The following is a 14,253-nucleotide window of genomic DNA, read 5'->3' as shown; positions in this document are numbered from 1 at the left end:
TATTGTTTTGTTTTTTTGAGATTTTCGTCTTCACGAAAACTATTAAAATTCAATATTTTAATAGTGACATTTACCACATTCTAAGCCACCCATTTGTGCTGCTGTTAATTTCTCAACACCATACTTTTTAGATAATTCTTCATGAATCTTAGTATAATATTCATTGTCCTTCACTTTAACATCAGTTTCTCTGTGACAGTTAATACACCATCCCATAGTTAATGGCTCATGTTGATACATGATTTCCATTTCTTCTACTGGACCATGACACGTTTGACATTCAATACCTCCAACCTCTACGTGTTGAGAGTGATTAAAATAAGCAAAGTCTGGTAAATTATGAATACGAATCCATTTTACAGGTTTCGCTTCTCCAGTGTAAGCCATACCATCCCAACCAACAGCATCGTATAATTTTTGAATTTCAGCATTATAATCTACACCATGCTCATTACCTTCTGCTAACGTTTCAGGTGCAACCTCTAAAATTGATTTATGACAATTCATACAAACATTTAAAGATGGAATACCTGATGTTTTACTCACTCTTGCTGAAGAGTGACAAAATTTACAATCGACACCATTATCACCAGCATGAATTCTATGTGAGAAATGAATTGGCTGCACGGGTTCGTAACCTTGATCAACACCAACCTGCATAAAATAGCCATAAACAAAATACCCACTTGCTAACAGAAATAATATTGTAGTCATTAAAACCAAAAATTGATTTTGAGCAAATGCTTTCCATAATGGTGTTCTTTTACTGTCTACTTGAACATCAATACCTTTAGCTTCAGCAAAACGATTTAACGTACGCTTCACCAAAATTAACGCCATGGCTAACAACGCAAATAAAAGAGCTAATGCCCCAAGAATTAAATCATTTGACACGCCGCCTTGTTGCGTAGCTGCACCTTCTGAAGTAGCCTCTGCAACAACTGGTGCTGGCTTTTCCTGTGCTGTGTAAGCTAAAATATCTGAAATATCCTGATCACTCAATTGTGGAAATGGAGTCATTGTTACATTATTCCATTCATTGTATACTTTATTCGCATACGCATCACCAGAATTAATGAGCGCTGAACTATTTCTTATCCATGCTTGCAACCAGTCTCTATCTAAACCTTCGTTTTCTGCCAACCTAGTCTCAACGTTACGTAACGCAGGACCTGTTAGTGGCGTATCTAATCTATGACAAGCAGCACAGTTGGTATTGTATAGTGATTTCCCTTTTGCTGGATCACCTTCTTGGGCGGTAAGTGAGGTTGTAAACGTAAGCAACAGAACAAGGCAAAGACGAAATATCTTTGAGGTTAAACTACAGTAAATCACTTGTTTCATATTATAAGTTGGATTATCTTCTAAACTTTGGTACGATTTTTTCATTAAAAATGTAAAAAAAGATCTTTATAAAAACTCTGGCAAAAGTAACATTTAAAGTCGATTTTGAAAATCATAAAGAAGTGTTAGCATCTAATTTATACCAATTCTAAATAATCTATTTGAAATTATAGGAATGAATTTTCATTCTAATTTTATCGACAGATTGAAGTGCAATTGGTTACCACAAAATTTGCGCTAAAAAAAAATTACACTTGTTTCGATGAATACTATACCTTTGCCTTAAAAATTTTAAATTTATGAAATTAAATAATAAGTCCGTTTACTTAATTGCATTAAGTTTTGCTTTTACATTATCAATGCAAGCACAGCAAGGTGAAGTTAAAATCACTCAAGATAGTGATATTGACACTTTACTAGAATATAAAAAAGATATTAAAACATCAAAAGTATATAAGATTCAAGTGTATCAGAATGTCGATCCTGACAAGGCGCAACGAGAAAAATCAAATTTTTTAAACCTCTATGAAGATTGGCCTGTAGAGATTGTTTGGAACACACCTAATTATAAGGTATGGGTAGGCAATTTTGCAACACAATTAGAAGCGGATCGTGCTTTAGCTAAAATTAAAAAAGAGTATATGAATGCTTTTCCTTTTCAACCTAAAACGGAGGACTAAATATCACATTTAAAACCCATAAAAAAACCGACAATTTCTTGTCGGTTTTTTTTATTTCTAAAAGTTATTATTTTAACTTTTTCTTCACTTGTACTTCTTGGAAAGCTTCAATTACATCTCCAATTGCAATGTCGTTGTAGTTTTTAATTTGCATACCACAATCGTAGCCTTTAGATACTTCTCTAACATCGTCTTTAAATCGTTTTAGAGCTTCTAATGTACCTGTATGAACTACCACACCATCTCTAATGATTCTAATGTTAGAATTTCTAAAGATTTTACCATTCATCACCATACAACCAGCAATGTTTCCAACTTTAGAAACTTTAAATATTTCTCTTATTTCGGCTGTTCCTGTAACTTCTTCTTTAACCTCTGGAGATAACATACCTTCCATGGCATCTTTAAGATCGTTAATAGCCGCATAAATAATAGAGTAAGTTCTAATATCAATTTCTTCTTTGTCTGCAATCAGTCTTGCATTTCCAACAGGACGCACATTAAAGCCGACAATAATAGCATCTGAAGCCGTTGCTAACAATACATCACTTTCTGTAATGGCACCAACTCCTTTATGTATAATATTGACTTGTATTTCTTCTGTAGATAACTTTTGGAAAGAATCTGTTAAAGCTTCAACAGAACCATCAACGTCACCTTTAAGAATAATATTAAGCTCTTGGAAGTCACCAAGTGCAATACGTCTTCCAATTTCATCTAATGTAATATGACGTTGTGTTCTAACCGATTGCTCACGTTGTAATTGTGTACGCTTAGTCGCAATTTGTTTCGCTTCACGTTCATCAGAAAAGACATTAAACTTGTCACCTGCTTGCGGCGCACCATCTAAGCCTAGAATAGATACTGGCGTTGCAGGACCTGCCTCAGCAACATCTTGTCCACGCTCATCTTGCATGGCTTTTACTTTACCACTATTTTTCCCTGCTAATACGTAATCACCTACTTTTAATGTACCGGCTTGTACCAAAATAGTTGATACGTAACCTCTACCTTTATCTAAATAAGCTTCTACAACAGTTCCGCTTGCAGCTTTATTTGGATTCGCTTTTAATTCTAATAACTCAGCTTCAAGCAATACTTTTTCAAGCAATTCTTGTACACCTGTACCTTTCTTAGCAGAAATGTCGTGAGATTGAATTTTTCCACCCCAGTCTTCAACTAAGAGATTCATTTGTGCCAATTGCTCTTTTACCTTTTCAGGATTTGCATCTGGCTTATCTATTTTATTAATCGCAAAAACGATTGGTACACCTGCCGCTTGTGCATGAGAAATCGCTTCTTTTGTTTGAGGCATTATAGCATCATCTGCTGCAACAACAATAATAGCAATATCTGTAACTTGAGCACCACGAGCACGCATCGCTGTAAAGGCTTCGTGACCTGGTGTATCTAAGAAGGCTATTTTTTGTCCGTTCTCTAATTGTACACCATAAGCACCAATGTGCTGTGTAATACCACCAGACTCTCCTGCAATTACATTTTCTTTACGTATATAGTCTAATAACGATGTTTTACCGTGATCTACGTGACCCATTACGGTTACAATTGGAGCTCTAGATATTAAATCTTTTGGATCATCTTCTACAACCTCAATAGATTCTTCAATATCTGCTTTGATGAATTCTACATCGTAACCAAACTCTTCGGCAACGATAGTTAATGTTTCTGCATCTAAACGCTGATTCATCGTAACCATCATTCCTAGAGACATACATGCTGAAATGACTTGCGTTACACTAACTTCCATCATAGTAGCAACTTCACTTACAGTAACAAATTCTGTCACCTTAAGTGTTTTACTTTCTGCTGCAGCAATTTCTTGATCAATCTCAGTCTGTTGACGGTGTTGATCTCGTTTATCTCTACGGTATTTTGCGCCTTTACCTTTATTTGATTTTCCTTGAAGCTTTTCTAAAGTTTCACGGATTTGTTTTTGAACATCTTCTTCACTTGGCTCTTCCTTAACGACTTTAGGCCTAGAATTGCCACCTCTGCCTTTATGGCCTCCTTTCTTATTGTCAAAGTTTGGTCTAGAATCATTTCCGCCTTTACTAATTCTACGTCTTTTACGTTTATTAGCATCACCAGCACCTTTGGGTTTGTCCTCTTTTTTCTTCTTAGGCTTATTAAATTGCGATAAGTCAATTTTTTTACCTGTGATATTTGGACCAGAAAGCTTTTGGTACTTTGTTTTTAATGTTTCTTCAACAGGTGCACTAGACGTTTTTTCAGTCTTTTCTTCTTTAGGAGCTTCCTTGGTTTTTTCTTCGGTTGGTTTTACCGTTTTCATTTCCGTTTCAGCTTTTTCTACTTTTTTAACCGTTTCTGCCTTTTCAACTTTTTCAGTCTTTTCAACCTTTTCAGTCTTTTTAGCTTCAATAGGTTTTTTAGTAGGTTCAACAGCTTTAGGAGTTTCCTCTTTTTTAGCTACTGGTGCTTCTTCAGCTTTAGGGACTTCTTCTTTAACTTCTGGAGTTTTTGGAGTTTCAACCTCTGGAGCCTTTGGTTTATTATCTAAGTCAATTTTACCAACTTGTTTTGGCCCACTTAACTCAGCTTTAGCCTTAACCACAGCTTCTCTGTCTGCTTTTTGCTTTTGCTTTTCTTCAATTTCGCGTTCTCTTTGTTCGCGAAGCTCTTCTTTTTCCTTAAGTTTTGCTTCACTTACTTCTTGAGCTTTTTCACGCTTAGATGCATCCGTCTGAAATTCATCAGATAGCGTGTTATAAACCTCTTGCGAAATTTTAGTATTAGGGCTTTTCTCAATCTCTACACCTTTGGATTCTAAAAAATCCACAGCACGATCAATTGAAATATTCAATTCCCTTAGTACTTTATTTAATCTTGTTGTTTGAGCCATAAATTGCCTGTAAAATACTTAAATATATTATATACTAATTTTAATTTAAAATAAGCTTAAATAAAAACATTTTTTATTTCTAGTTCAGCATAAAAAAAACCTAATGATACTATGCTTTATAGTTATGCTTTGTATAAAGATAAAAAATCATCATTTTATTCAAAGCCAATTTTAATTAAAATTAGGATGATACCATTACAACTTTAAAAGTGTTAAAACCATTTTAAAGTTATAAGGCTATTATTCTTCAAATTCTTCTCTTAGAATCCTAATGACATCTAAGATGGTTTCTTCTTCTAAATCAGTACGCTTCACTAAATCTGCAACGTCTTGTTCTAGAATACTTTTTGCGGTATCTAAACCTGCTTTACTAAATTCAGAAATTACCCAACCTTCAATTTCATCAGAGAATTCTTTTAACTCTACATCTTCTTCTGCACCTTCTCTAAAGACATCAATTTCATAACCGGTTAATTGGCCTGCTAAACGAATGTTGTGACCACCTCTACCGATGGCTTTAGAAACTTCTTCTGGCTTTAATAAAACCTCAGCGCGCATATTTTCTTCATCTAATTTTAATGAAGTAACTCTTGCTGGGCTTAACGCTCTGGTTACAAAAAGTTGAATATTATTGGTATAGTTAATAACGTCTATATTTTCATTTCCTAACTCACGTACAATACCGTGAATTCTAGAACCTTTCATACCTACACAAGCTCCAACAGGGTCAATTCTATCATCATAAGAATCTACTGCTACTTTTGCTTTTTCACCTGGAATACGCACCACTTTTTTAACGGTAATTAAACCATCGAACACTTCGGGTATTTCTTGTTCAAATAATTTCTCAAGAAATATAGGTGACGTTCTAGACATTACAATTGCCGGCTTACTTCCTTTTAATTCAACACTTTCAATAATTCCTCTTACATTTTCTCCTTTTCTGAAAAAATCTGAAGGAATCTGTTTGTCTTTAGGAAGTATAATTTCATTACCGTCGTCATCTAACAAAATAATTGCTCTGTGACGGATATGGTGTACTTCTGCCGTGTAAATATCACCTTCAAGCTCTTTAAAGTGCTTGTAAATGTTTGTGTTATCGTGTTCGTGAATCTTAGAAATTAAGTTTTGTCTTAAAGCTAAAATGGAACGTCTTCCCAAATCGATTAACTTCACTTCTTCTGCAACGTCTTCACCAACTTCAAAATCTGGCTCTATTTTTTGAGCTTCAGATAATTCGATTTCTTGATTTGGTTCTTCAACCTCACCATCTGCAACAACGATACGGTTTCTCCAAATTTCTAAATCACCTTTATCTGGGTTTATAATGATATCAAAGTTATCGTCATCACCATACTTCTTCTTTAAGGCATTACGTAATACATCTTCAAGAATCGCCATTAGGGTAACTCTATCTATTAGTTTGTCGTCCTTAAATTCTGAAAATGATTCAATTAACGCTACATTTTCCATAATTGATATGAATTAAAATTTTATTTTAACTTTTGCTTCTTTAATATTACTGAAAGCAACCGTTGCTGTTTTAGCCACAGTTACTTTTCCTTTTCCGACAGGTTTTGGTTCTCTGGCTTTCCAGCTTAAAACCACGTCTTCGTTGTTTACTTCAGTAAGCTCACCTTCAAAATTTTGACTATCTAAAGTCTTTATTTCTAAATTTCTACCAATGTGTTTATGATATTGTCTTGGCATAACTAGAGGTGTTGATGCTCCAGAGGATAATACCTCTAAAGAAAAATCGTGTTCATCTCTATCTATATTGTGTTCAATAGCTCTGCTAATAAACATACAATCCTCTACTAAAACACCATTATCACCATCAATAATAATCTTTATTGCGTTATCTGCCGAGAGACTAAAATCTATTAAAAACAAATCTTGTCTTTCGTCTAAGGCCGTTTGAAGTAAGTTTTCTACTGTTTTCTTAAACATTTTTTAATATAAAAAGAGAGGACTTTTCGTCCTCTCGCTTATTTATTTTTAGTAAACAACGGTGCAAATGTACAATATTTTAATTTTTTATACAAGCTATGTAATGTGGAATAATTTTCTTAAATTTAAAGAACTAACATAAACCAATACCAATGAATAGAATATTAGTCCCCACCGATTTTTCGGATCAAGCTGAAAACGCCCTAAAAGTAGCTGCCATGCTTGCCAAAAAACATGGTGCTGAGATATACTTATTACACATGATGGAAATTCCTTTACAACAAACTGATCAAGGAAAAGTAAGAAGCGATATCCCAGAAGCTTTATTCTTTATGCAGTTAGCGCAAAAACGATTTAAAACGCTAATAGAACAAGATTATTTGCAAGGTATTACCGTACATGATATTGTTAAAGCAGACATAACCTTTAACGAAATCAACGAATCCTGTAAGGAATTTAATATTGATATCATAATAATGGGGTCTCACGGTGCAACAGGCATGATGGAGATGTTTGTAGGGTCTAATGCCGAAAAAGTAGTTCGTAACTCCGAAGTCCCTGTTTTAGTTATAAAAAATGAACACCAAAGTTTTGAAGTCTCTGATTTTGTATTTGCTTCAGATTTTGAGCACGACAACAAAGAAACTTACAAGCAAGCCGTAAAATTTGCAAAAGCTTTTGGATCTAAAATACATTTGCTATTAGTCATCACCTCTAGCAATTTTATGACATCCTACGAAGCAAAATCTAAAATTGATGATTTTATTTCTGGAGAGACTTATGACAATTATACCATTACTATACACAATGATAATTTTGTAGAACAAGGAATTTTAAATTTTTCTAAAGATATTAATGCCGACCTCATTGGTATTAGCACTCACGGAAGACAAGGTATTGCTCATTTCTTTAATGGCAGTATAAGTGAAGATTTGGTAAATCACGCTAATCGACCTGTGATTACTTTTAAAATCTAATTAATTTTAATTGTTTTTAATTATACAGCCTGATTATTTTAAAAATAGTCAGGCATTTTTTTTCATAAAACCCTTGATTTTAGTTTGATTTTATACGAAATCAAATAACTAATAATCAACAATTAAGCCCCCATAAACTAATTACAACACACGCCCAATAGTAACTCATACTATAAAAGCACTTTCTGTTTTGAGACTAACTTAGTGTCCAATAAATACTACATCTTCATATTAGTGAATTTTAAACGATTCAAAATATACCTACTATTGGGTATTTTATACAAAGACTCCCCTTACTAAATTTAACCCTTTATTAACCAACACCTTATTAGTTTATGAAAAATCTTGCTATTTTTTTTAGTTTACTGTTGTTTTTTGGATGCTCAAAAGATGACAACAATACCACCTCTGACGAAAATCCCAATCAACAGGACGCCGAAGTTGCAGAAAATGTAGTGGTAATTTCTAATGAAAATTCTGACCTTATAAGTTCCGAAACAGACTTATCTAACGGTATTTATATCTTAGAATTTGAAAATGACCCACCAGAAGTCAATATCGATGACATTATAGTTGGTGATGAAGGCGAAGGTTTCCTGAGGAAAATTGTTTCTATAGACACTAACGGAAATAGTTTAACACTTGAGACAACTCAAGCCACATTAGATGATCTTTTTAACAATGCCTCCTTAGAGTTTACATCAGATATTTCTGAAAGCTCTAGATCAGGCAATAGAAGAGACTCAGAAATCACAATCAATTACGCTAAAAATGGAGTAACTGTAATGGACGATGGTGTCGATTATAACTTCTCAAATACAACACTTTACGACAATAGTGGTTTAACGTTTAAAATAACAAGTGGTACTGCTAAATTTAATCCTAGCCTACACTTTAAAGCAGATTACACATTATTCGGTGGTTTAGATTACTTTAATTTTGAAACAGATAATGCAACACTTGAAATTGATTGTGACTTATTGTTAAATGCAAGCGGAAGTGTAAATCTACCTGAATTTAGCACCACATTAATTGATTTTGACAAAAAAATCACCATATTATTAGGTGGTGCTCCAGTGATTGTTACCATAAACACTGAACTTATTGCTGAACTAAATGCCGGAATCGATGCTAGTGCTTCAGTGACTTCTGGCTTTACAAACAATTACTCATTTACATCTAGTATTAAACACGAAGATGATATTTGGACTGCAAATTTTGATTTAGACTCAGACCTCACCCCAAAAGACATCAATTTTAATGGAGAAGTTAACCTGGCACAAAATTTAACTATCACTCCTAAAGTCACTGTAAAATTATACAGTGTTATTGGTCCCTATTGCGAACCTAAAATGACTGAAGATTTCACTTTAAATGTTGCTTCACCCTCTTTAGATTGGGATTCAGAGTTAAAGGTTGGCTTAGACTTAACAACAGGCTTTATAATCACTATTATGGATCATAATATTACCCCATATTCTAGAACTGACAATTTTGAAGATACGATTTGGAGTGCACCTAAAACATTAGAAATTATTTCTGGAAATGGCCAAAACGGAACTCAAGAAGAAGCATTAACCAACCCTTTAGTTGTTAAAGTAACTGATTTATTAGGAAACCCAATTAGTAATGTTCCTGTATATTATACAATAACTGAAGGTGACGGAACCGTAGAAAACGAAAGTGTAACATCTGTAATGACTGATGGCAATGGTCTAGCGCAAGCTATTTGGACTCTGGGTAATGCATCACCTTCACAAACGGTTGAAGTTACCGTTAAAAAAGCTAATGGCGCAGACATTCAAACTCCTGTAACTTTTAATGCCACTTCTGAAAGCACCATTTTTATTGACCCAAGAGACGGAAAAGAATATAATTTAGTCACCATTGGAAATCAAACTTGGTTTGCTGAAAATTTAAATTATGATTCTGGAAGCGGCGCATGTTATGACAATAATACTGAAAATTGTGATACTTACGGTCGATTATACAGTTGGTCAGCTGCAAACAGTGCCTGTCCTGATGGCACACACTTACCAAGTAGCTTTGAATGGGAGGAACTAGTGACTAATCTTGGCGGAAGCGACATCGCTGGAGGCAAAATGAAATCTACAACCCTATGGAGCTCGCCAAACACTGGAGCAACAAACGAATCTGGTTTTTCAGCATTACCTGGAGGCTCTTGGACGACCTACCCTCCGCCATCTGGTTCTTATGGAAATTCTCCAGGCTTAGGATACTGGTGGACCTCTGACCAAAACAACGTTGTTCTAAGTGCTACAGATGAAAACGTTGCGACAGCCTCTCCTAATACAGAATTTAAATTCTCATGCCGATGCCTATTAGACTAATAGCACCATAAATACAAAACAACTGTGTTAGCTCTAAGAAACATAGTTTCTGAATATTGAAAAAGCAGGACATTTAATATACTAAGGCCCTAACCTTAATTATATTAAAATATGTTCTGCTTTTGTTTTGTACAAGAATCACTCCCAAAAGTCGTGTGTGATGATTAAAAAAAAGGCTATAAAACAAAAAAGCATCCCAATCTTCTTATTCAGAAAAAAGGAAAGCCTTTCATTGGTAAGTCCTCAACAATCGTTAAGAATCTTACAACTACTCTAGGATTCCTCCTAGAACAACACAACATCTTCATACCACCACCTGAAGTGGGAATAATGCTTAAAAAAAGCCTCAATTTCTTGAAGCTTCTTTTTGCAATTTTAGCGGTCTGGACGGGACTCGAACCCGCGACCTTCGCCGTGACAGGGCGACATTCTAACCAGCTGAACTACCAGACCGTTGCATAATTGCGAGTGCAAATATACACCGCATTTTCAATTTGACAAACAAAAAAGTAAAAAAATTAAATAAATTTTTGTCGCTCTATCATGTACGTCGTTAATATGCTATTAAAACCAGCATTAATATCAGCCTCAACATACTTAATTCTGTATTGACCACATTTTATTTTTAAGTCCGTAAAGTATTCTTTTACAGATTTTTGGTAATTATTTTTTATATTATCTGCATACAAATTAATATACTCACCGGTCTCTACATCTATGAAACGTTTAGGTCGATTGTCAAAATCAAAAGAAAGTTCTTTTTCTTTATCAAACACATGAAATAAGACTACTTCATGTTTATTATGCTTTAAATGTCGTAATGCTTCAAAGAGTTTTTCGTCATCTTCTGAGGTTTGAAACATATCAGTAAAGACAAAAATTAAAGACCTACGATGCATTTTTTCTGCAATCTGATGTAAATATTGATAGGTTTCAGTAGTTTTAGTCTCAGGTTTAGAAATTACAGCCTCACTTAATTTATGCAATAACATCTGGTGATGCCGTTCGCTCCCCTTTTCTGGCGCATAAAAATCATAATTATCACTATAAATACTTAGACCAACCGCATCGCGTTGTTTTTTTAAAATATGCATCAACGAGGCACTGGCTAAAGCTGAAAAAGCAATTTTATTTAAATTATCAACTTGAGTTCCTGCCGTTTCAGGATAATGCATCGATGTACTATTATCTAGTATTAGATGGCAACGCAAATTGGTTTCTTCATCATAACGCTTAGTATACAAACGATCTGTTTTAGCGTAAAGTTTCCAATCGATATGCTTAGTGCTTTCTCCTGGATTGTATATTTTATGTTCAGCAAATTCGGCAGAAAATCCATGAAAAGGACTTTTATGCATGCCGGCAATAAAACCTTCTACGACTTGTTTTGCTAACAATTCAAGATTTTTAAATCCACCTGTTTTATTGAGTTCTTGTTGTAAATTCATTGCGCTTTATATAGTGCTTATTCAAATTTAGACTTAATACTTTACAAACTTTGCTGTACCAAGCCCTTCTAGAACGACAAAATACATACCTTGTTTTAATTGCTCGACATTTACACTTATATTTTTTGAATAATTTGCATGCATTGTCATCACATTTTGCCCTAAACTGTTAAATATTTCAAAAGCTCCAATGGCAATTTTTGAAGAAGTAATCGTTAATGCATCACCATGAACTGGCACTGGGAAAACACGAATATGATTCGCTGTACGCAATTCAAATTCAGAACTACTTAAGCTATCATCACAGGCTATATCACCATAAACATTAACCTCTGCAATACTTACCCAGTTTGAAGATGAAGAACTATTACCATAACCTGTGATTTTCACATAGCGCGCAATGCTATTATCTAAGCTAAACAATTGCTCCTCACTTAGAGGCGCAATACTAGAATCTTGATTCGCTAGAATTGTCGTAAATGTGTCACTTCCATCTGCGGCAACAGCCAAATCGAAATTAGTTGTTCTTTCATCAGATTTTAAAAAATGAATTCCTATTTCAGTTAAAGTGTGGTTACAGGATAAATCGAAAGTAATTGAAGCCTCCCCATCTTCTGGGTTAGCAGACCAATAATAGGCATTTGTAATTGGATAAACATCATCATGAGCAAAATCGGTAGCTACATTATCCTTACCTTCTTCCGTACCTACACCAACTGAAGCATCTACAACTATTTCTTCTGGAATAAAAGCTTCTGTAGATTGTGTAATATTTATCACAATAGGCGCTGCTCCATTGTCTGCTGTTAATGTAATGGCTCCTTCTCTATCAGTTCCATCAGAATTATCTGTTGCTGTAATGGTAATATTGTCTCCTCCTACACCGTTATTACTGCTTAAAGAAATCCAAGATAAATTATCCACAAAATTCCAGTTGGTATCTGACTCTGTAATAATTTCAACATTTAAATCGCCTCCAAGACCTGCATACACCAACAAAGATTCAGATGCCATTAAAACTGGACCTTCAGCAGCACCGAAACCTACAGACACACCAACATCACTTTGCTTGTATGGGGTGTTTGTTATTGTAGCGCCATATTCTTGAGCACCGACATCAAATACACCTGACCGTAATCCGCCAAAAACATCATCATTAAAAATAGCCTGACCATGCGTTCCTATAGAACCATCTATTGCAGGACTAGAATTAGCAATCGCATAAATGCCATCGGTATTTAATTCACTTTCCAAAAACCCTGAGCCAATTGCAAAACCTATTGCTGCATCTCCAATACCTGTATCATACAAATTACCTTCAAAAACTGAATTGGTTGCAGGTCGCTCAGTCTCTACATACACCTCACAATCTACAATGAGATTATTAGCGACAATAATATCATTGGGAGCTACATTCTGACCAGAACCTCCAGTATCTACGCCTATTCTTATGCCTAAATCACAATCAACAATAGTGTTATTAACGACCATTACATTGTGAATTGGCCCATAACCGCTAAGTTGGTCATTATTTGATTGCGTTGCTGAAATATTTATAGCTCCTAGTCCACCACCTTTGCTAGACGAATTTTGTTTTGTAGCGTTTGTTCCTTGAATATAATTATTATAAATTTTATGATTTTCACCAATAATTCGAATACCACCATTAAAGTAAGATTCATCTTTACCATCGTTTAGAAAGAAGTTATTATAAACTGAACATCCATTGCCATGTCTAAGCGATAAGGCGCCTAAATAATTTTCAAATGTGTTTCTGTAGTATTGGTTATTACCACTTTTATTGGCGATAATTTCAGGTTCACCACCTTTAACTTCGTAAAAATAATTATCATAAACTTCGGAAGACGAATCAGATAACGACTGGCTACTATCACCAATTCTAATTACGTCAACATCATTATATTCATCGGCAATACCCACCTGATTTCTGAAGGCAAAATAATTATGATGAATTTTCATGCGGTCTTCAATACCAGAACTTCGCTGATTAAAAATCATAGACCCCAGACAGTCTTTATTGATAAAGGTATTGTAACTAATCTCGTTATCCTGACCATAAACTCTAATCCAACGTAAATCACTGGTATTAGAAGGCGGATTATAGTCTTCAATTTTAACCTGAGACACTTTACAATTGGAACACTCTGAAATATTTTTAAATGAAATTACATAAGAATTAGCACCAAACTCGCTAAAATTATAAGTACCCGAAAAAACAACCCCTGTCAGAGTTATATAAGTCCCTCCCATTTTTATACGGCAGTTGTCAAAAATAACTCCGCCTGGTGTTTGTGCCTGAATAGTTATACGATTCGTAAAAGTCCCATTCGCTTCAATTGAAAAATCGCCATTACTATAGGTACCATTTTCAATCGTGATTATTGAACCTTCTGTGGCTGAGCTTAATGCATTTTGAATGGCTTCGACTGAAGATATTTGAGCATTACCAATCGAAAAAAAAGCTAAAAAAAGGAGTTTAAAGAAAGTGATTTTATAAATCATAAGGTAGGATTAGGTATAATTTTATAAAAATAATGAATTATAAAAAATCCTACGAAGAAGAGAAAAAAAATTAATGCTTAATCCTAAAAATATTAAGGT

Annotated in this window: 9 protein-coding genes and 1 tRNA gene; 3 read left to right on the top strand and 7 right to left on the bottom strand. The window is 34.4% G+C overall.

What is annotated here, in order from left to right; translation table 11 throughout:
- Positions 1-57: 57 nt before the first annotated feature.
- A complete protein-coding gene (locus HM982_RS10330; RefSeq protein ID WP_179353122.1) occupies positions 58-1,344 on the bottom strand; it encodes a c-type cytochrome in 1,287 nt (428 codons plus the stop codon).
- Between the two features lie 299 nt (positions 1,345-1,643).
- On the opposite strand from HM982_RS10330, the gene HM982_RS10325 reads away from it, so the two are divergent.
- Positions 1,644-2,024 (top strand): SPOR domain-containing protein, encoded by a 381-nt coding sequence (locus HM982_RS10325; protein WP_179353077.1) that lies wholly within the window; start codon positions 1,644-1,646, stop codon positions 2,022-2,024.
- A gap of 67 nt (positions 2,025-2,091) precedes the next feature.
- On the opposite strand, the gene infB is transcribed toward HM982_RS10325, so the two are convergent.
- The 3 genes from infB to rimP all read right to left on the bottom strand — a co-directional run bounded on the left by infB (position 2,092) and on the right by rimP (position 6,855).
- Positions 2,092-4,905, bottom strand: coding sequence for a translation initiation factor IF-2 (gene infB, locus HM982_RS10320; protein WP_179353076.1), 2,814 nt, complete (start codon positions 4,903-4,905; stop codon positions 2,092-2,094).
- A gap of 240 nt (positions 4,906-5,145) precedes the next feature.
- The gene (gene nusA, locus HM982_RS10315) at positions 5,146-6,378 is read right to left on the bottom strand and encodes a transcription termination factor NusA (RefSeq protein ID WP_179353075.1); all 1,233 of its coding nucleotides are present in this window, start codon (positions 6,376-6,378) and stop codon (positions 5,146-5,148) included.
- 12 nt (positions 6,379-6,390) lie between these two features.
- Positions 6,391-6,855 (bottom strand): ribosome assembly cofactor RimP, encoded by a 465-nt coding sequence (gene rimP, locus HM982_RS10310; RefSeq protein WP_179353074.1) that lies wholly within the window; start codon positions 6,853-6,855, stop codon positions 6,391-6,393.
- A 152-nt stretch (positions 6,856-7,007) separates the two neighbouring features.
- On the opposite strand from rimP, the gene HM982_RS10305 reads away from it, so the two are divergent.
- Together HM982_RS10305 and HM982_RS10300 are read left to right on the top strand one after the other, a co-directional pair.
- Positions 7,008-7,832, top strand: a complete 825-nt coding sequence (locus HM982_RS10305) for a universal stress protein (protein WP_179353073.1) — start codon at positions 7,008-7,010, stop codon at positions 7,830-7,832.
- 335 nt (positions 7,833-8,167) lie between these two features.
- Positions 8,168-10,183: an FISUMP domain-containing protein gene (locus tag HM982_RS10300; protein ID WP_179353072.1), complete on the top strand. Its 2,016-nt coding sequence runs from the start codon at positions 8,168-8,170 to the stop codon at positions 10,181-10,183.
- A gap of 379 nt (positions 10,184-10,562) precedes the next feature.
- Here HM982_RS10300 and HM982_RS10295 read toward each other — a convergent pair.
- The 3 genes from HM982_RS10295 to HM982_RS10285 all read right to left on the bottom strand — a co-directional run bounded on the left by HM982_RS10295 (position 10,563) and on the right by HM982_RS10285 (position 14,154).
- Positions 10,563-10,636 (bottom strand) — tRNA-Asp (locus HM982_RS10295).
- Between the two features lie 65 nt (positions 10,637-10,701).
- Positions 10,702-11,631, bottom strand: a complete 930-nt coding sequence (locus tag HM982_RS10290; RefSeq protein ID WP_179353071.1) for a DUF58 domain-containing protein — start codon at positions 11,629-11,631, stop codon at positions 10,702-10,704.
- Positions 11,632-11,664: 33 nt separating this feature from the next.
- Positions 11,665-14,154, bottom strand: coding sequence for a chondroitinase-B domain-containing protein (locus tag HM982_RS10285; RefSeq protein WP_179353070.1), 2,490 nt, complete (start codon positions 14,152-14,154; stop codon positions 11,665-11,667).
- Between the last annotated feature and the right edge of the window lie 99 nt (positions 14,155-14,253).

The organism is Winogradskyella vidalii (genome assembly GCF_013403955.1).
GTDB lineage: Bacteria > Bacteroidota > Bacteroidia > Flavobacteriales > Flavobacteriaceae > Winogradskyella > Winogradskyella vidalii.
This window is presented reverse-complemented; position numbering and strand designations above follow the sequence as displayed.